General features: G+C 72.5%; 15 protein-coding genes and 1 pseudogene. 10 read left to right on the forward strand and 6 right to left on the reverse strand.

What is annotated here, in order from left to right; genetic code table 11:
- Positions 1-18: 18 nt before the first annotated feature.
- Positions 19-804, forward strand: a complete 786-nt coding sequence (locus tag GVL03_RS12325; RefSeq protein WP_159501300.1) for a tryptophan-rich sensory protein — start codon at positions 19-21, stop codon at positions 802-804.
- Here the strand turns inward: GVL03_RS12325 and GVL03_RS12330 are convergent.
- From GVL03_RS12330 to GVL03_RS12340, 3 genes are all read right to left on the reverse strand, one after another.
- On the reverse strand, positions 782-1,516 hold the full coding sequence (locus tag GVL03_RS12330) for a glutamine amidotransferase (protein ID WP_159501301.1): 735 nt from the start codon (positions 1,514-1,516) through the stop codon (positions 782-784). The genes GVL03_RS12325 and GVL03_RS12330 overlap by 23 nt on opposite strands.
- A gap of 98 nt (positions 1,517-1,614) precedes the next feature.
- A complete protein-coding gene (locus GVL03_RS12335) occupies positions 1,615-2,382 on the reverse strand; it encodes a LysR substrate-binding domain-containing protein (RefSeq protein WP_159501302.1) in 768 nt (255 codons plus the stop codon).
- Positions 2,383-2,404: 22 nt separating this feature from the next.
- Positions 2,405-2,812, reverse strand: a complete 408-nt coding sequence (locus GVL03_RS12340) for a transferase (protein WP_159501303.1) — start codon at positions 2,810-2,812, stop codon at positions 2,405-2,407.
- A gap of 130 nt (positions 2,813-2,942) precedes the next feature.
- Here GVL03_RS12340 and GVL03_RS12345 point away from each other — a divergent pair, with 130 nt between their 5' ends.
- The 9 genes from GVL03_RS12345 to GVL03_RS12385 all read left to right on the forward strand — a co-directional run bounded on the left by GVL03_RS12345 (position 2,943) and on the right by GVL03_RS12385 (position 17,367).
- On the forward strand, positions 2,943-3,599 hold the full coding sequence (locus tag GVL03_RS12345) for a YitT family protein (RefSeq protein ID WP_159501304.1): 657 nt from the start codon (positions 2,943-2,945) through the stop codon (positions 3,597-3,599).
- Between the two features lie 284 nt (positions 3,600-3,883).
- A complete protein-coding gene (locus tag GVL03_RS12350; RefSeq protein WP_159501305.1) occupies positions 3,884-8,020 on the forward strand; it encodes an immunoglobulin domain-containing protein in 4,137 nt (1,378 codons plus the stop codon).
- 164 nt (positions 8,021-8,184) lie between these two features.
- Positions 8,185-9,180: an iron-siderophore ABC transporter substrate-binding protein gene (locus GVL03_RS12355; protein ID WP_159501306.1), complete on the forward strand. Its 996-nt coding sequence runs from the start codon at positions 8,185-8,187 to the stop codon at positions 9,178-9,180.
- 74 nt (positions 9,181-9,254) lie between these two features.
- Positions 9,255-12,386 (forward strand): hypothetical protein, encoded by a 3,132-nt coding sequence (locus tag GVL03_RS12360; RefSeq protein WP_159501307.1) that lies wholly within the window; start codon positions 9,255-9,257, stop codon positions 12,384-12,386.
- The gene (locus GVL03_RS12365) at positions 12,383-13,225 is read left to right on the forward strand and encodes a hypothetical protein (protein ID WP_159501308.1); all 843 of its coding nucleotides are present in this window, start codon (positions 12,383-12,385) and stop codon (positions 13,223-13,225) included. The genes GVL03_RS12360 and GVL03_RS12365 overlap by 4 nt, the downstream gene beginning before the upstream one ends.
- On the forward strand, positions 13,222-14,268 hold the full coding sequence (locus tag GVL03_RS12370; RefSeq protein ID WP_159501309.1) for an iron ABC transporter permease: 1,047 nt from the start codon (positions 13,222-13,224) through the stop codon (positions 14,266-14,268). The genes GVL03_RS12365 and GVL03_RS12370 overlap by 4 nt, the downstream gene beginning before the upstream one ends.
- Entirely contained in the window at positions 14,265-15,317 is a 1,053-nt protein-coding gene (locus GVL03_RS12375) for an iron chelate uptake ABC transporter family permease subunit (protein WP_159501310.1), read from the forward strand. Before GVL03_RS12370 ends, GVL03_RS12375 begins: the two co-directional genes overlap by 4 nt.
- A complete protein-coding gene (locus tag GVL03_RS12380) occupies positions 15,314-16,132 on the forward strand; it encodes an ABC transporter ATP-binding protein (RefSeq protein WP_159501311.1) in 819 nt (272 codons plus the stop codon). The genes GVL03_RS12375 and GVL03_RS12380 overlap by 4 nt, the downstream gene beginning before the upstream one ends.
- A complete protein-coding gene (locus tag GVL03_RS12385; protein ID WP_159501312.1) occupies positions 16,129-17,367 on the forward strand; it encodes an enterochelin esterase domain-containing protein in 1,239 nt (412 codons plus the stop codon). The genes GVL03_RS12380 and GVL03_RS12385 overlap by 4 nt, the downstream gene beginning before the upstream one ends.
- Positions 17,368-17,370: 3 nt before the next feature.
- On the opposite strand, the gene GVL03_RS12390 is transcribed toward GVL03_RS12385, so the two are convergent.
- The 3 genes and pseudogenes from GVL03_RS12390 to GVL03_RS12400 all read right to left on the reverse strand — a co-directional run.
- Complete coding sequence (locus GVL03_RS12390) at positions 17,371-18,078, reverse strand: FadR/GntR family transcriptional regulator (protein ID WP_159501313.1); 708 nt, start codon at positions 18,076-18,078, stop codon at positions 17,371-17,373.
- A gap of 65 nt (positions 18,079-18,143) precedes the next feature.
- Positions 18,144-18,926 carry a DNA-formamidopyrimidine glycosylase family protein gene (locus tag GVL03_RS12395; RefSeq protein WP_159501314.1) on the reverse strand — a complete coding sequence of 261 codons (783 nt, stop codon included), beginning with the start codon at positions 18,924-18,926 and terminating at the stop codon, positions 18,144-18,146.
- A pseudogene (locus GVL03_RS12400) lies at positions 18,919-19,613 on the reverse strand (ATP-dependent helicase); the annotation flags it as partial. The gene GVL03_RS12395 and the pseudogene GVL03_RS12400, both read right to left, overlap by 8 nt.

Here is a 19,613-nt window from a genome sequence, read left to right on the forward strand (position 1 = left end):
GGTTCGTACCGTGAACGCATGAGCGTCGACGCGTCCCCTCGGGACCTCCTCCGCCAGATCTCGGTCGTCGCGGCGACGTGCTTCATGCTCGTCGCGGCGACGGTCGGTGCCGGACTCTGGGGCGGCACCCCGGTGCAGGAGCTGCAGGACGGGGCGCTGGCGGCTGACGGCTCGTATCTCGCCCCGGCGGGTCCGGCGTTCTCGATCTGGTCCGTGATCTACGCCGGCCTGATCGCCTACGCGGTGTGGCAGGCGTTGCCCGCGCGGCGCAGGGATCCGCGGCAGCGGACGCTCGGATGGGGTATCGCGCTGACCGAGGTGCTGAACGGCCTCTGGCTGGTGGCCGCGCAGTTCACGACTCTTCTGGTCACGGTGCTCGTGATCGCGCTGCTGCTGGCCGTCCTCGGCGTCGTCTTCCGCCGCGTGGTGCGATCGTCGGCGGGCGGATGGCTCGAAGCCTCGCTGGTCGACGGCGTCACGGGCCTGCACCTCGGCTGGGTGACGCTCGCGACCGTCGCGAACGTCTCGGCGTGGTTGACGCAGATCGCCCCCGCGGAGTGGGAGGCGGGGGCCGAGGTCTGGGGCCTCGTGGTGCTGGTCGTCGTCGCGCTCGTCGGGTGCGGCATCGGCTGGATCGGCCGCGGCCGGATCGCGCCGGCGCTCGCCCTCGCCTGGGGGCTGTCATGGCTCGCGGTCGGGCGCATCGGCGGCGAGCCGCCGAGCGTCGTGCTCGGCGTCGCCGCGATCATCGTGGCGGTGCTGATCGTCGCGGTGACGGCGATCAGGCGGCTGCGAACGCGGTAGCGAAGGAGCGCAGCAGCCCCGCGGGTGCGTCAACGGATGCGGTGAGCACCCGCTCCGCGACCAGATCGAACTCGGCCGGGTCGAAGTATCCGGCGTCGCGGTAGATCGTCATCCTGGCAGTGAAGTCCCGCGGCGTCGGCTCGGGATGGAACTGCGTCGCATAGAGGTGTTCCCCCACGCGGTAGGCCTGCACCGGGCAGGCGTCGTTGGTCGCGAGCAGGACGGCGCCGGAGGGGAGGTCCGCGCTGCCCTCCTTGTGCGCGGTGAACGCGTCGAACCGGTCGGGCAGCACCCGGAAGAGCGGATCGGCGCGCCCCTCGGCGGTGAGCGCCACGGTGGCGGGGCCCGTGTCCTCGGGCAGGTCGCGGCTGACCCGGCCGCCCAGCATCCGCGTGACGACGCCGATCCCGTAGCAGGTGAACAGCGCGGCGGTGTGGGATGCGGCGGCCGCGGTGGCGACGCGCTCCAGGTCGGCCTCGAGCCGGCGCTGCACGTCGGACTTGTGCGTCTCGGTGGCGTTGAAGGGGCTTCCGCCGACGATGAACCCGGCGTAGCGGTCGAGGGCGTCGGCGGGCAGAGGAGCCGAGACGAGATCCCACGCGTGCAGTCGCTGCTCGTCGAGGCCGGTCGCGGTGCGGAACGAGGCGTACTCGCCGTCGGCGGCATCGCGTTGCGGGCGCACGCACAGATACAGCAGCGGGCGCGGTTCCATGCCGAAAAGTCTATGCGTCGCGGTCTGCAGAGGCACTCCGTCCCCTCCCGCACCCCGGGCGTCTCGATGGGACGCCGGGCACGGCCGCGGCGCGGGCGTCAGGTGCGGCTGGAGCGCGCCGAACGACCCCGCACGATGCCGACGAACGTCTCGACCAGGGGGGTGGTCCGCTCGGCGACCCAGGCGAGAGCGACGCCCGATGCGGGTCCGTCGCGCAGCGGCCGGTGCTCCACGTCCTTGCGGTGGTGCAGACGCGCGAGCGACATCGGCACGACCACGATGCCGACGCCCGCGGCGACGGTCTCGATCGCGTCCTCGGTGGTGTCGGGCTGCGCGAACCGCGGCGGGACGGTTCCGGGCACGGCGACGTCGAGCACGTCGTCGGCGGGCACGATGAGCACCTCGCCGGCGAGGTCGGCGGGGGACAGCTCGTCGGCGACGGTCAGGTGCGAGTCGCGCGCGCACACCACGACCGGAACCTCTTCGTACAGCGGGATGACGTGCAGGTCCGCGGCGGCCAGCGGCAGGCGCACGATCGCCGCGTCGACGTCTCCCGCGCGGAGCGCCTCGACCTGGGCCGCGACGGTCAGCGCGACGAGCTCGAGCGGATGCCGCGGCATCCGCTCCTGCCAGGTGTCGATCCACTTCCCGGGGGTCGCCCCCGGCACGGCGCCGAGCCGGAACGGTCCGGGCGGCGGGGAGGCCTCGACGGGCTCGCGCGCCGTCGTGGGCTTCGCGGAGCGCGCGGATGTCGCGGCGCGGCCCGCGGGCTTGCCGTCACGGGCGGACGGCTTCGCCGAGCGAGCGGGGCCGCCGCCGGGCCGCCGGCCCGATGCATCCCGGCCCTTGCCGCGCTGTCCGCTCACCCCGCCAGGCTAACCCGCCCGTTCAGGCGGCGAGGCGCAGTCCGCGCCTGTCGGTCGCGACCCGTTCGCCGTCGCCGATGGTCTGGTCGTCGCCGATGAGCGATCCTCCGGCGACGCTCGCGCCCTGTCCGATCTGCGTGCGCACGCCGATCTGCGCGCCGGCGCCCAACTGCGCCTTGGGCCCGATGTGGGCGTGGGGCGCCACGTGGGCCTTCGGCCCGATGACGACATCGCTCTCGATCCACGCGCCGCGGCCCACGAAAGCGCCCGCGGCGATCTGCACGCCCGGTTCGATGTACGCCCCGGCCTCGACGAAGGCCGTCGGATGCACCTTCGCGCCGTTGGCGACGAGGCCACGGCCGTTGACGTGCTTGCGGTACCGCAGCATCTCACCGCGGTCGTTCTCGATGTCGATGTAGTTCTTACCCACGTTCCCCTCCTCCGGCCCCTTGCGGGACCGAGCACTGGAATAACCACGCCGCCGCCGGATCCATTCCCGTGAGTGATTCGTCGCCGGTCGTCGATCGGATTCCGGGCGACCGGTGCGCGCGGGTGAGACCATGGGTGCCGTGATCAGCTCCGAGCAGCACGCGCACACGGCGGCCACCCTCGTGTTCGACAAGAGCACCGCCCACAGCGTTCCCGAGGACGTCCTCGGCATCCTCACGGGCACCTTCGTGGCCTCCCTCGGACTGTACCTGCTGCAGTCGAGCGGCGCGGTGACCGGCGGCACGGCCGGCGTCGCGCTGCTCGTCGACTACGCGACCACCTGGCCCTTCTGGCTCATCTTCGCGGTCGTCAACCTGCCGTTCGCCGCTCTCGCCGTCTGGAAGAAGGGATGGAGCTTCACGGTGCGCACCGCCGTCTCGATCGCGCTCGTCTCGGGTTTCTCGGTCGTGCACCACGCCCTGTTCCGCATCGAGGACCTGCAGCCGGTCTACGGCACCCTCGCGGGCAACCTGCTCGCCGGGGTGGGGCTGCTGATCCTCTTCCGGCACCGCTCGAGCCTCGGCGGGGTCAACGTCATCGCGCTCGTCATCCAGGAGCGCACCGGCTTCCGGGCGGGATGGACCCAGCTGATGGTCGACCTCGTCATCATCCTCTCCGCGCTGCTGGTGATCCCGTGGCCGTCGGTGCTGCTGAGCGCCGGTGGTGCGGTGCTCCTGAACCTCGTGCTCGCCCTGAACCATCGGCCGGGCCGCTACATCGGGCACTGAGCCCCGTCGTCGGAGCCGCCTCCCCTGGCACAGCGACGCGTACCGGGTTCGCGACCCACCCCTGTACGCGTGACCCACCCCCTTCTGCGGGGTGCGTAAGGGGGTGGCTCGGGCGCAAGGGGGTGGTTCGGCGGAGCCTGGGTCGCGCGGAGCCTGGCTCGGGGGCCCGGAAATCTGGGCATGGACTAAACATCTGCTGATGTTAAGGTAAGGGTTACCTATGCTACGGCTGATGAATTCTGTACCGTCGTCGTGGCACTCCCGAGAACCCAGAAAGGCATCACATGCGTGACGACACATCATCGTCCCGCCGTCGCCTCGGTATCGCGATAGCGGCCGTGACGAGCTTCGGCCTCGTCGCGACCCCCGTCGCGGCATTCGCGGACGAGGGCGACGGCGCCTCCAGCTGGAACGCATCGGTCGAGTCTCTCGACACCGGTGTGACCAGCGGATATCAGCTCGCCTACGACCGGACGGGCCAGCAGGTCTACATCGCCGACGCGCAGTGGCGCGTCGAGCAGAAGGTCATCGGCACCCCGGAGAACGAGCCCTTCAGCTGGGAGGGCGTCACCTCGAACTCGCAGACCAGCATGCGCACGACGTTCTCGCCGTACGGCGTGGCCGTCGATCCGGATGTGAACGGCGAGGCCGTCGTCGTCACGACGACGGCGCGGCAGCAGGATGCGGAGTACGGCTTCGGCGGCGGTGTCGTCGTCTACAGCGCGTCGCAGGGTGCGCCGACCGACGCGGACCGGGTGTTCGACTATGCCGATGGCTCTCCGGTGTTCTCGGGGCCGCGTCGCATCGCGGTCAACGACGAGAAGAACCTCGCCTACGTCACGAGCCTCGGTGATTCCCGTGGCGCGTCGACGCGCGAGGGCTACATCACGGTGCTGGATCTCACCAAGCGCGGCACCGAGTCGGTCATCGCGCAGGTGACGGTTCCGGATGCCGCCGGCGCGGTGGGCGTCGCGGTGGACGAGGTGAACGACCTCGTCTATGTCGGCGGCTACGCCGACAACGGCATCGAGACGCTGTACGTGATCGACGGGGAGAAGATCGACGCCAGCGACCCGACCAGCTTCGCGCTGAACGACGGGGCGATCTCGGCGCTGCCGGCGGTCGTGGGCGGGAACGCCCGGCCGACGTACAACGCCGAGCTCGAGAAGGTCTACGTCTCCGCATACGACGACTCGACGATCACGGTCGTCGAGGGCGATGTCGACAGCGACGCCTACGGCGAGATCGTCAAGGTCATCGACGTGACCACCGGGTCGAGCGCGAGCAACACCGGCACGAACGCGGTGGAGGTCGACGCCGAGCGGGGGCTCCTGTACTCGGCGAACCTGGACGCGGGCGTGACCGTGTACGACATCGCGAACGACTACGAGCAGCTGTCGTTCACGGCCGAGGACGGCTCGGTCTACGCCGACGTCCAGACATCGGGACGCGCGGTGAAGCTCGCTGTGAATGAGGCCACCGGGGAGGTCTGGGTCTCCAACTGGGGATCCGCCGGCACCGTCGACGTGATCGACCTGGCGTACGAGACCGCCGGTCCTGCTGAGCCGACGATCCTCTCGGCCGACGCGCCGAACGACGTGAACGACCCCAAGGCCACACTCTTCTACCCGTCCGAGTGGACGGTCGGCGAGCCGCTGGTCATCCGCGGCGAGCGGTGGACGAGCACGAGCGGCGCGGGCGCACGCATCGCCGTCAAGCTCGACGCGAACGGCACCAACCCGAACGTCCTGCCGAGCGAGCCGGAGGACGCACCCGACGGCGTATGGCAGATCATCGATGCGAACGCCGACGGCACCTTCGAGGTCGAGATCTCGCCGTTCCCGACACCCGAGAACTCCTGGACCAGCCCCTCGACGCCCGCGTGGGAGGCGGGGACCACGCACCGCGTGAGCCTCCTCACCGGTTCGCTGGGGCTGGGCACCGAGCGCGAGTCGGTGGCCCGTGGCCTGACCGTGAACGTCGACCTCGTCGCCGCCGAGGAGCCCTCCGAGGAGGGCTTCTGGAGCGCTACCGTGACGTCGAAGGACAGTGGCGTGGCCAACGGCTACGAGCTGGCCGAGGCGGGCGGCAAGGTCTACGTCTCCGACGCTCAGTGGTCGACGGCGACGCGTGACGCCGAGACCGGTGAGACGACGTTCACGCCGGGGACCGGAAAGATCGTGGTCTTCGACACCGCGACCGGCGAGCTCGAGGCGACCCACGACTTCACGGGGCTGCGCCGCAACGACGGCACCGCGCACGGAGTCGTGACGACCGAGCCCTCGGGCAAGATCGTCGCCTACGACGCGACGAGCAAGGAACTGACCGCGACGCACTCCTTCCTCGACCTCAGCCGCAACGACGGCAGCGGCAAGGAGAGCGAGGGCTTCGCCTGGAGCGCGGACTCCCCGAACTCGCAGTCGTCCATGCGGTCCACGTTCTCGCCGTATGGCGTGGCGGTGGATCCGGATGTGAACGGCGAGGCGACGATCGTGACGACGACGGCGCGTCAGCGTGATCCGGAGGCGGCGTTCGGTGGTGGTGTCGTCGTGTACAGCGCGTCGCAGGGCGCGCCGACGGATGCGGATCGCGTGTTCCGGTTCGACGACGGCACGCCGGTGTTCGCGGGGCCGCGTCGTATCGCGGTGAACGATGCGACGAACCAGGCGTTCGTGACGAACCTGGGCAACTCGCGCGGTTCGGGTCCGGACGGCTACATCACCGTGCTGGATCTGACCAAGCGTGGTGCGGATTCCGTCGTGGCGCAGATCACGGTTCCGGATGCTGCGGGCTCGGTGGGTGTCGCGGTGGACGAGGCGAACAACCTCATCTACGTGGGCGGCTACGCGGACGGCGGCGAGGCCGGGCTGGACGTCGAGACGCTGTATGTCATCGACGGCGACGCGATCGACGGCAGCGACCCGCAGGACCACGCGTTGAACGACGGCGCGATCACGGCCCTGGATGCGGTGGTGGGCCCGAACGCGCGTCCGACGTTCAGCGAGGGGTTGAAGCGCGTGTACGTCTCGGCGTACGACGACAGCGTCATCACGGTCGTCGACGCCGATCCGGCCAGTGGCACGTACGGCACGGTGATCGACTCGATCGAGGTGACCACGGGCTCGAGCGGGAGCGCGACCGGCACGAACGCGGTGGAGGTGGATGCGGAGCGCGGCCTGCTGTACTCGGCGAACCTCGATGCAGGCGTGACCGTGTACGACATCGCGAACGGGCACGAGCAGATCGAGTTGACCGCGGAGGACGGGTCGACGTACACCGACATCCCGACCTCGGGTCGTTCGGTCAACTTCGGCGTGAACGAGGCCACCGGCGAGGTCTGGGTCTCCACTTGGGGCTCCACCGGCAAGGTCGACTTCATCACGGTGGCCGAGAGCGCCGCGCCGTCCGTGCTCTCGCAGCCCGAGGACGCCGTCGCGGTGGCCGGCTCGACCGCCGAGTTCGTCGCGACCGCGTCGGGTTCCCCGGCGCCGACCGTGCAGTGGCAGGCCAGCACCGGCGACGCCGACTGGACCGACGTCGCCGGTGCGACCGCGGAGACCCTCGAGATCGAGGCGACGCGCGAGCTGCACGCCAGCCAGTACCGTGCGGTGTTCACGAACGAGCACGGCACGGTGACCTCGGACGCGGCCACCCTCACGGTGGAGTACGCGCCGGTGGTCACCTCCTCGCCGCTCTCGACGAGCGTCGCGGTCGGCTCGGACGCGACCTTCACCGCATCCGCCGAGGGGCGCCCCGCGCCCGCGGTCGTGTGGCAGGTCAAGACGGGCGACGACCACTGGGAGATCGTCGAGGGCGCCACGTCGACGACCCTCACGGTCGCCGAGGTGACTCGTGAGGACCGCGGCAACCAGTACCGCGCCGTGTTCGTCAACGCGATCGGCGAGGCGGCCACGGCTGCCGCGACGCTCGCGGTCGACGTCCCGAAGCCGGGCGAGCCCGCCGACTGGCGCTCGTTCGTCCCGGCGGACACCTTCGCCCTGCTCGAGCAGGACGCGGGCGGTCTCACCGCGGTGCAGAACGGCACGACCGTGACGATCAGCGGGATCGACGTCGCCGACGGCGAGTGGGTGCACGTGTTCGGCTACTCCACGCCGGTGTACCTCGACGCGTTCCTCGTGAACGGAGGCTCGACGACCGTCTCGGTCGCGGGCTTCGGCGAGGGCACGCACCACCTGGCAGTGTACGACGCCTCGAACACCCTGCTCGGGCACGTCCCGTTCGTCATCGCGGCGGACGGCACCGGCACGGTCGTCGAGACGCCGGCGGGCGCCACGGTGCTCGCGAAGACCGGCATGCAGGACGGCGCGATGGCCCCGTACGCCGCGGCCGGTGCGCTGGCGCTGTTGCTCGGACTCGCGCTCGTCGCGATCCGGGTGCGCCGCGCTCGCACGGCCGGGTAGGCGCGAAGCGGTGGGGGCGGGCGGCTTCGGCCGTCCGCCCCCACCGTGTCCGTCGTCACGTCCTCCGGGCACTTGACCGATACAAAAGGTATGCCTAGCCTTATTCACATCTGATGTTGTGCGCGAAGGCATCCCGACTCCTCGCGTTGTGGGGCGATGCACTGATGAACCTGTCCAAGACGCTGCGCGTCGGCGCGATGCTGATCGTCTCTGTCCTGGGCCTCGCCGCCTGCGCGGGGGAGGCCCCGGCACCGACGCGGGACCAGGGCCCCACGCGCACGATCGTCGACGTGGAAGGCACCGAGGTCGAGGTGCCCGACCACCCGCAGCGCGTCGTGACGCTGTCCGAGCCGACGCTCGACGGCGTGCTCGCGCTCGGGGTGACTCCGATCGGCACCGTCACGGGCCGGGGACAGGCGACGGTTCCGAACTACCTCGCCGGCGTCGCCGGCGGGATACCTCTCCTCGGTGGTGTGGCACAGCCCAACTTCGAGGCGATCGGGGCGGCGGATCCCGACCTGATCCTCGTCGACGGCACGAGCGTCAACAACAACCCTCCGGTGATCGAGGCGCTCCGCCAGATCGCGCCGGTGGTCTACACCGGGTACGCCGGCGGGGACTGGCGCACGAACTTCGAACTGGTCGCCGATGCGCTGGGCATGGCCGACGAGGGTGCCGAGGTGCTGGCCGACTACGACGCGCACGTCGCCGAGGCGAAGACGCGCCTCACCGCGTATGCCGACGACACCTTCTCGATCGTGCGCTGGCAGGGCGGCTCGGCCGCCCTCATCCTCAAGGAGCTGCCGCCCGGCCGCGCCCTCACCGATCTCGGGCTGCAGCGGCCGGAGAACCAGGATGTGAACGGTCGCGGACACTCCGAGCCGGTCTCGCTCGAGAACCTGCAGCAGATCGACGCGGACTGGATCTTCTTCGGCACGCTCGGCGGCTCGAGCGTCGACAACCCGAGCGCCGGCGGCGGCACGGACACCTCGGATGCGGAGCTCGCCCTGGCCGATGCGGTCGCCGTGCCCGGCTTCGCCGAGCTGACCGCCTACCGGGCGGACCGCATCATCCTCGTCGACGGGTCCGCGTGGACCTCGACGGGCGGACCGATCCTCATGACCCGCATCGTCGACGACGTGGTGCAGGCCCTCGGATGACCCGGGCACGGTCCTCCGACCGCGTCCCCCACGAACCCCATAGACGCACCACACGCCGACCCGGAGAGCAGACCATGCGAAACCGCTCCACACCCGCCGCCGACCGCATGCGGCGGTGGGCCGCCACCGCGATCGTGGCGGCCCTCGTCGCCGCCGGATCGATCGGCGCCGCCGCCCACGCCGACGACGGGATCGTGACGGAGGAGGCCGCGGTCTCGTCGGCGGCGACCGACGAGGCGACGATCGCACCCGCGGAGGAACCGGCGGAGGACGCCGGGAACGACACGGACGGCGCGACACCCGCCTCCGCAACGGGCGCGGCGTCAGCGTCGGCCTCACCGGAGCCGGTGTCCGCGGAGACGGCTCCGGGAAAGACCCGGACGACACCCGGCGAGTCCGCTCAGGCGCCGACGGACGCGACCATGGTCGGCGAGTCGGATCCCGAGCCGATCGAGCACGTCGGCGTCGAGTACGCGACGGCCGACGGGGCGACCTACTACGTGGCCGAGAGCGTGGAGCCGGGCGCGCCGATCCGGCTCTCCGGCTCTGGCTGGACCACCCTTGCCGGCGATGCCGGGTCGGTCATCGCGGTGCGGCTCTCCGGCGCCGACGGTCTCATCTCGACCAAGCACGAGGTCACCCATCCGGTGACCGGCGCCGTGCAGGCCAACAAGACCATCTACGGCATCGTGCAGGCGAGCGCGGCCGGCGAGTGGGAGCTCGAGATCCCCTTCCCGACGATCGACGACGCCTCGGAGGCATGGGCTCCGGGCGACACGCGCACGATCACGCTGCTGACCGGCTCGCTGCTGACCGGCGACGTCGTGCGCAGCGCTCCCGCCCCCGTCACGGTCGCCGCGTCCGACGCCGAGACGTACACCGTCACCGACGGCGCCGGTCGGGAGATCACCTACACGGTGCCGACGGTCGTCGTCCCGGGCGAGGACATCGTGGTGTCGGGCACGAACTGGCGGGTGCTCGACGGCTCGAAGGGCTCGGTGTTCTCCGTGCTGATCGACGCGACCCGTTCCGGCGACCCGAACACGGTCTACACCACCCGTGACGTGGTGAACCCCGTCACGGGCGAGGTGTCGACCGACAAACGTCTGCACGCGATCGTCGAGGCGGATGCGGACGGCGACTGGCGGGCGACGATCCCCTACCCGACGGCCGAGAACGCACAGCTGTCGGACGGCACGTGGACCGACTGGGCGGCGGGATCCACGCACCAGATCCGATTCCTCTCCGGAACGCTCGAGACGCGCACTCCCGACGTCACCCGCTCGCTGAACGCCGACGTGAGGATCGAAGGAACGCCGCCGGCCGGCCCGAGCGATCCGCCCGCCTGGGCGCACGAGACCGTCTCCTTCACGGATGCGGCGACCGGCGACGTCGCGACCGCGTGGGTGGAGAAGGACATCGACGCGGGCAGCGGGGCCACCATCCGGATCAAGGGCACCGGCTGGACGACCCGTGCCGGCACCGGCGCCTCGACGGTCGCGATCAAGCTGAACCACGGCGACGGCCAGCAGTACACGCGCGAAGGGTCCGGCGTCGTGCAGCATCCGTCCGCCGTCGGCGACGACACCATCTGGACGCTGCTCGCGCCGTCGAACCCCCAGGACCATCCGAACGTCGTCACGATCGACGCCGACGGAGACTTCGAGGTCGAGATCGACGCGCCGGACGGACTCACCGCCGGTCAGTACCTGAGCGTGCTGTTCCAGTCCGGACGCTTCGACCCGGACGACGTCCTCCGCACGGTCACGACCGGATACCTCACCGTCGGGGGCGTCCCGTACGAGGGCGGGGGCGCTGCGGAGGAGGTCACCTGCGTGCCGACCGTCTCGGAGCCGACCGTGACGATCGAGGACCCCCAGGCCGGACTCGGCGGCACCCTGCGGGTCACCGGCGCCGGGTGGTGCCACCCGGACGAGAACCGGGGAGGATCCGCGATCGCGTTCAAGATCGACGAGGGCGCGTACAGCCATCTCACCGCCGATCTGCACCAGAACCAGACGATCTGGGCGGTCGCGACCGCGGAAGCCGCCGACGGGACGTTCGACATCGAGATCCCCCTGCCGGACGGCACCACCTCCGGTGCGAACGGCTCCACGCCGGCGTTCGCGCAGGGCGCGCACACGCTGCGGCTGCTCAGCGGATCGCTGAAATCGGGCGACACCGTGCGCTCGGTGCTCTCCGGGGAGTTCGTGGTCGGCGACTATCGCCCGAACGGCGCCCCCGACCCGCTGGACGCGGCCACGCTGACGTCGGCGAACACGGGCGGGGTCACGATCTCCAAGAGCGACGCGGCGCTGACCGTCGTCGTTCCCGACGCGCAGCAGGGCGACTGGATCTTCCTCACCCCCTACGCGGTCGACGGCTCGCCCCGCTACCCGTGGCGGAGCACTTGGTTCCAGGCCGACGCGTCCGGGGTCGTGGTCGCGCCGCTCGCCGGCGCGACCCTGCCGGTCGGCACCCTCAAGGTCGCCGTGCAGTCGGGCAACCAGGGCGAGCTCGGCGCGCTGCGCGGCTGGGGCCGGCTGACGGTCGAGGCGCCGCCGGCCGCCGACTCCGGCGGCGACGCGGGCGGCACGGCCGTCGTCCCCGCGCCGTCGGCGGACGGCCAGGCCGCGGCGACGCGCCCCGTCTACACCCTCGCCGACCGCTCCGCCGCGCAGGCGCAGGTCCCCGAGCACGTGCCCGACGCGCCGTTCGCGACCGACGAGGGGCTGACGTCCGACAACGCGGGCGACGTCACCGGGTTTCAGGACGGCACCGTCGTCACGATCACGTTGCCTGGCACCCAGCCGGGCGACTGGGTGTACCTCTACGCGTACTCCACCCCGATCCCCGTCGGCTGGATCCAGGTCGACGAGAACAGGCAGGTGCGCGTCGACGTCGCCGCTCTGACGGCGGGCACGCACAAGCTCGCGGTGCTCGACGAGGACGGCGAGCTGATCGGCTGGACGACGGCGACGGTCACGGCGAGCGAGTCGACGGCGGCGGATGCGGACACCGAGGCATCCGCGCAGCCGGGCGCCGCCGACGCGACCACGGCGACCCCGATCTCCGCCACCGGCGGGCTGAGCGCCGCCGACTGGTGGCTGCTCGGCGGCGGCGCGGTGCTCGTGCTCGCCGCCCTCGCGATCGTGCTCGTCGTCCGTCGGCGGCGGACGAGCTCCGCCGCGGGGAGCCGGTCGTGACGCGCCGCGCGGGCACGCCCCGCCGGTCGAGGCTCGCCGCGGCGCTCCTCGCCGCGGGGGTGACGCTCGCCGTGCTGCTCCCGGCGGCGCCGGCCGCCGCCATCCCGCCCGACGGCGCGGGCCCGGACACACCGGGCACGTCCGCATCGGTGTCTCCCCGCACGCTCGAGCCGTGCCAGACGATCGGCTTCACCGTATCGGGCTACCCGGGCGGCGAGACCCTCTACGTCAAGATCGACGACGGCATCGGCTACGGCGGCGAGTCGGTGCAGGGCGGGGGTGTCTGGTACATGCAGGCCATCCCGGCATCCGGCACGGTCAGTGGCTCGTTCGAGCTGCCCTGCGGCATCGCGGCCGGGTCGCACTGGCTGCGATTCCTCGCGAGCGAGGAGATCCGTGACGCCGACGGCGCCTACCAGGGCGTGATCGGCTACACCCGTCGCGGCGGGAGCGACTTCACCGTCGTCGCGGCGAGCGGAGGGGCGAACGCCGACACGGGCACCGACGGATCGAACGGATCGGGTGGGTCGAGCGGACGGGGAGGTGCAGCGCCCGCGGCCGGGACGACGGTGGGATCGGGCTCCGAGCAGGTGAGCGGTCAAGGGGGCGTGCTCTCGATCGACCCGGGCGCCGTCGAGACACCGGAGCCGACGCCCACGCCCACGGCGACGTCCGCACCGTCCCCCACGGCGACCCCGGTCGCGTCCGCGACGTCGGAGGGGACGGCGGCCGGACTGCCCGTGGTCGGGCTGGTCGGCGCCGGCGTGCTCGTGCTCGCGGGCGGCGGCATCGCCGCCTGGCTGCTGCTGCGCAGGCGCGGCGACGCACCCGCGCGATGACGGCGACGGTGCGCGGCGCGGGCCCGTCGCCCGCTCCGGTGCGTCGACGCGCCACCGTGCGCACCCTGGGCGTCCTGGGAGCCCTCGGCGCCCTCGTCCTGCTCGCACTGGTGTCGGTGTCGGTGGGCTCCAACCCGCTCCCGTTCGGCGAGGTGTGGAACCTGCTGCTGCATCCCGACGACGGCTTCGCGTCGATCGTCGTGCACGAGCAGCGCATCCCGCGCACCCTCCTCGTGGTCGTCGTCGGCGCGGCGCTCGGCGTGGCCGGCGCGCTGATGCAGTCGCTCACCCGCAATCCGCTCGCCGACCCCGGGATCCTCGGCGTCAACGCCGGCGCATCGCTCGCCGTCGTCGTGGCCGTCGCGGTGTTCGGCGTCGCGAGCATCTGGTTCTACCTGTGGTTCGCGTTCGCGGGTGCGGCGCTCGCCGCGGTCGCCGTGTATCTTCTCGGCGGTGCGGGGCGGCAGAGTCCCACCCCGGCGCGGCTGGCCCTCGCGGGCGTCGCGATCAGCATGGCGATCTCGGCGCTCGTGCAGACGGTGATCCTCGCCGACCAGAACGCGTTCAACGAGTTCCGGTTCTGGGCGGCGGGATCCGTCGAGGGCCGCGGCTACCCCGTGCTGTTCGCCGTCGCCGGGTTCATCGCCGTCGGCCTCGTGCTCGCGTTGAGCGCGGCGCCGGCGCTGAACGCCCTCGCGCTCGGCGAGGACACCGGCCGCGCCCTCGGGGTGCGGGTGGCCCGTACACGCGCGCTCGTCATGGTCGCGGTGACCCTGCTGGCCGGGGCGGCCACCGCCGCCGTCGGCCCGATCATGTTCATCGGGCTCGGCGTGCCCTACCTCGCGCGGGCGATCTGCGGGCCGGACCAGCGCTGGGTCGTCCCGTACTCGATCGTGGCGGCGCCCGTCGTGCTGCTGGTGGCCGATGTGCTCGCGCGCGTCGTGATCGCCCCCCAGGAGGTGCAGGTCGGGATCATGGCGGCCATCCTCGGCGGCCCGGTCTTCATCGCGATCGTGCGCCGGCGCAGGATCGAGGCACTGTGACCGGCGGACGGACCCGGCGTCATCTGACGCTCCGGATCGGATCGATCACGATCCGATCCGATCGTCGCGGCCTCGCGGTGACGGCGGGCCTCGCCGCCGCCACGCTGATCGCCGCGACGGTCGCGCTCCTGCTCGGCGACTACCCGATGTCGGCCGGCGACGCCCTCGCCGCGCTCGTGGGCGGAGGCCACGACCCGCTCGCCCAGTACTTCGTGCAGGAGCAGCGCGCGCCGCGCATCGTGGCCGCCGCGCTCGTGGGCGCGGCGCTCGGCGTCTCCGGCGCGATCTTCCAGTCGCTTTCGGCCAACCCCCTCGGCAGCCCCGATGTGATCGGCTTCACCGTCGGATCCGCCACCGGAGCGCTGCTGCAGATCGTCGTGTTCGACGGCGGGCCGGCGGCGATCGCCGCCGGAGCGGTGCTCGGCGGATTCGGCACCGCGGCCGTGGTCTACCTGCTCGCCTGGCGCAGCGGGCTCTCCGGTCTCCGGCTCGTCCTCGTGGGCATCGGCGTCGCGGCGGTGCTGCAGGGAGTGAACTCGCTGCTGGTCGTGCGCGCCTCGCTCGCCGCCGCGCAGACCGCGGGGCAGTGGCTGGCCGGATCCTTCAACGCGACGACCTGGTCCGAGACCCTCATCGTGCTCGCCGCGGTCGTCGTCCTGGTGCCGGCCGCCCTGCTGCTCGCCCGGCCGCTGGGCGCGATGGTGATGGGCGACGAGCTCGCCACCGGCCTCGGCATCCGCGTCGAGCGTCGTCGGCTGGAGCTCGTCGCGGTCGGAGTCGCGCTCGTGTCGCTCGCCGTCGCCACCGCGGGGCCCATCGCCTTCGTCGCGCTCGCCGCGCCCCAGCTCGCACGCCGGCTCACCCGCCCGAGCGGGATCGGCATGGGGGTGGCGGCCGTGATGGGAGCGCTGCTGGTGCTCGTCAGCGACGTGGTCGCGCAACGGCTGTTCGCCCCGACCCAGCTGCCGGTGGGCGTCATCACCGGATCGCTCGGCGGGGTCTATCTGATCTGGCTGCTGGCCCGAGAATGGAGACGCACCCCCGCATGACCCCGCCCCCCATCGATCCGCAGAGCGTCGACGCGCGCCTGACCGGACGCGGCCTCACGGTCGGCTACGGCGACCGCACGATCATCGCCGGGCTGGACGTGCGCGTCCCGCCCGGCGAGCTCACCGTCATCGTGGGCCCGAACGCCTGCGGCAAATCCACCCTGCTGCGCGCCCTCGCCCGGATGCTGCCCGCCGGGACGGGCACGGTGGAGCTCGACGGCCGCCGCATCGGCGACTACCCGCCGAAGGAGGTCGCCCGGCGGCTCGGGCTGCTGCCGCAGGCGCCGATCGCCCCGGACGGCATCGTCGTCGAGGACCTCGTCGCCCGCGGCCGCTACCCGCACCAGGGCGTGCTCCGGCAGTGGTCGGACGCCGACGAGCAGGCGGTGCGGTCCGCGATGCTCCGCGCCGGCGTGGCCGAGCTCGCCGACCGGACGGTGGACGAGCTCTCCGGCGGCCAGCGCCAGCGGGTCTGGATCGCCATGGCACTCGCGCAGGAGACCCCCATCCTGCTACTCGACGAGCCCACCACCTATCTCGACATCTCCCACCAGGTGGAGGTGCTGAACCTCGCCCGCGACCTGCAGCGCGGCGGGCAGACGATCGTGATCGTGATGCACGAGCTGGCTCTCGCGTTCCGTTACGCGACGAACCTCATCGTCATGCGCGAGGGCGCGATCGTCGCGCAGGGACACGTGCACGACGTCGTCACGGCAGAGCTGATCGAGCACGTCTACGGACTGCCGTGCCGGATCATCGAGGACCCCGTCTCGCGGCGTCCGCTGGTGATCCCCCTCGAGCGGGACGAGCCGTGAGCGGCGGCTCCGCCCCTCCGAAGATCCCGCGGCCCGAGCGGGCGCCGCGTACGATCAGCCCCCTCGTCGACCGGCTCTGGCGGGAGCTCGCGCGACACGACGAGCTCGGCGCCCGCGCGGAGGACACCGCGCGCGTGGTGGCAGGCTTCTGGTCGTCGCTGGAGCGGACGCCGGTGATCGAGTCGGTCCGCGGTGCGCCGGACGAGCGCATCGTCACCTTCCTGTGGCGCGACGCGGAGGCGGAACAGGTGCTTCTGTTCGTCAACCGGCTGACCGACGAGCGGAACCTCTCGGACAGCCTCATGCGCCGCGTCCCGGGAACCGACGTCTGGCACCTCTCGTACCGGATGCGCGCCGACTGGCGCGCGTCGTACGCCTTCCTCGTGCGCGCCGCGGGGGCACCGGCGCCGTGGACCGACGGCCTCGACCAGGTCTCGGTGCGGGCCGCCCTCGACCGGGGGCTCGTCGATCCCGGGAACCCGATCGTGAGCCCCAACCGTGCGGGCGTCGCGCAGTCGGTCGTGGCGCTGCCCGACGCCCCGGCCGACGCCTGGCTGCGACCGCGCGACGTCGCTCGCGGGCGGGTGGTCGAACGCGCCGGACCCGACGACCGTACGGTGTGGGTGTACGAGCCTCCGGGCGTCCCGCCGCTCCCGCTCCCGATCGTGGTGGCGCTCGACGGGGAGGCCTGGGCCGGCGGCGAGGGGCTCCCCACGACCGTCGACAACCTGCTCGCCGACGGGCGGATGCGGCCGGCCCTGGTCGTCATGCCGGACTCCGGCGGCCGGCAGCGGCGATGGCGGGAGATGGGCGACGGAGGCGCCGCCGTCTCATGGGTGGCCGACGTCCTGCTTCCCTGGGTGCGATCGCGCTATCCGGCGAGCCCGGATGCGGCCGACGTCGTGCTCGCCGGGCAGAGCCTCGGAGCCCTCACTGCCCTGCGGCTCGCGCTCACCCGGCCGGATGCGGTCGGGGCGGCGCTCAGCCAGTCCGCGTCCCTCTGGCAGGACGATCTCACCGCGGCGATGAGCGGCCGCGATCTCACCTGTGTGCGGGCGTATGTCGAGGTCGGTGCGCAGGAATGGGTGCTGCGCGAGCCGAACCGAGCGTTCGCCGCACGGCTGGCCGGCGCCGGCGCGCGGGTGCGGTTCGTCGAGTACAACGGCGGTCACGATCACGCGTGCTGGCGCGTGGGGATCGCCCACGGCCTACAGTCGTTGCTGCCGCCCCGCTGACGCCTACGCCGGCACGACCCGATCGATGTCGACGCGGGCGATCAGATCGCGGTCCACGTGCGCGGCCATCGCGCGGGCGGCGGCGGACGGGTCCTGTTCGGCGATGGCCGCGACGATGCGATCGTGATCGGTCTGGCGGACGTCCTCGTCGGCACCGTAGGCGACCTCGCCGCGGTCGAGAGCGTGGCGGAGCACCGCCATCACACCGGCGTAGACCCCCGGCAGCAGCCTGCTTCCGCTCGCCTCCATGATCAGGAAGTGGAACTGTCCCGGCGTCCGCCCGCGCTCGGGAACAGGCGGATAGTCGACGTCGCGCCGTGCCGAGGCGCTTCTCTCCAGGACCTCGCGCAGGGCGTCGAGCTGCGGCTCGGTGCGGTTCAGCGCCGCGCGGTGGGCGGCCTCGACCTCGAGCGCGCGACGGTAGACCAGCAGATCGGCGGTGTCGTAGTCGCCGAGGTACTCGGTCAGCACCGAGCTCACCGGCGTCCGCGACCGCACGAACGTGCCACGCCCGGGGAGGGTCTCCAGCATCCCCAGGCTCGCGAGCGACCGCACCGCCTCGCGGACGGTTGTCTTGCCCACTTCGAGCATCGTCATGAGCTCCGGCTCGGTGGGGATGCGGGAGTTGATCGGCCACTCGCCGGAAGCGATGTTCCTCCGGAGGAACGCCAGCGTCGTCCGCGCCCGCGCGGACCCCGACGTCTGGTTCATCGTGCCTCGCTTCCGGCCCGCGCATCGGGGCCCCTCGCAGTGTAGACCGGCGATGCTCGGTGTTCTCAGAGCGACGCGGGCTGGCATCGCGGGCACCAGAAGACGTTCCGCTCCGCGGTGGGAGCCGCCCCCAGCGATGTCTCGCGCACGAGCGTGCCGCAGCGCCGGCAGGGCGCGCCCGCCCGCCCGTAGACCCACATCCGTCGTCCGCGGCGGTCTTCGCCGGTGAACGTGCGCGCCGCGCGGTCGCGGTTGGCGCGGATCATCCGCACCCCCGTCTCGACGAGCGCGGCGACGTCGGCGCTCGATGCCGGCGTCGTCGGGGCGAGTCCGCGCACGAACAGCAGCTCGTTCGCGTAGACGTTGCCGAACCCGGCCACGTTCCGCTGGTCGAGGAGGGCGACGTGGACGGGGCGGTCGTCGAGGGCGAGGCGCCGGGCGGCCTCGACCGCGTCCCAGTCCGCGGCGAGCGGATCCGGGCCGAGATGCCCGACGAGATCGTCCTCGCGCTCGGTCGGCACGACGTCGATCATCGCGAGGTCGAAGCCCACCGCATCCGCCGTCGCGACCCCGACGATCGCGCGCACCGTATGGGCGGGCCTGCGCCACCGCGCGCCGGGCGGGTAGACGTGCCACTCGCCCTCCATCTTCAGATGCGAGTGCAGGGTGAGCCCGCCGATCCGCGCGAGCAGATGCTTGCCGCGGGGAATGACCGAGCGCACGGTCTCGCCGCGCAGGTCGACGGTCGCGGCCTGCGGCACGCGCAGATCGAACCGCACGACCTCGTGCCCGGCGAGCGCCGCATGCAGCCGGTGCGCCGCGCGGAAGACCGTGTCGCCCTCAGGCACGCGTGCCGCTCGCGTTCTCGCGTGCCGAGCGTGCGGCGTCGCCCGCCGTCTGCCGTCGCAGCGTCACGCCGCGGGGGGACTCCACGAAGCCGGCGTCGCGCAGGAGCCGTCCGAGGGGGGTCCCGAACACGAACCGTCCGTTGACCTGTTCGACGGTGAGCGTCTCGAGCGCGCGTGCCCGCGCCGTCGTGGCGAGCGACCGCGCCGCTGCGGCGAGCAGCTCCTCGTCGTCCGTGAACGCGAGCGCGGTCTTGCCGCCGCGTTCGAGGTAGAGCACGAGCGTGCCGTCGACCACCACCACGAGCGCGCCCGCCTTGCGTCCGGGGCGATGCCTGCTGCCCTCGAGCGGCGGCCACGCCAGCGCGGCGCCGTAGGGGTTCGCCGGGTCGGTCGCGGCGAGCGTGACGCCCGTGCGCGGGGGCGGGTCGGCGAGGGCCGCGAACTCCCGCAGCCGGTCGATGGTCGACGAGACCGCGAACTGCGCGGCTCCGAGCCGCTCGATCAGGTATCCGCGCCGGCAGTGCCCCGCCTGCTCGAACCCGGAGAGCATGCGGTACGCCTGGGCGAAGCCGCCGGGGAGACCCTCGTTCTGCACCGAGCCGCGCGTCACGACGCCGTACCGGTCGAGCAGGAGCCCCGCCGCCGCCGTCGCCCGCAGGGTCGCATCGGGCTCGGGCGTCGGCGGGG

The sequence above is a fragment of the Microbacterium sp. 18062 genome, from assembly GCF_902706225.1.
Lineage (GTDB): Bacteria > Actinomycetota > Actinomycetes > Actinomycetales > Microbacteriaceae > Microbacterium.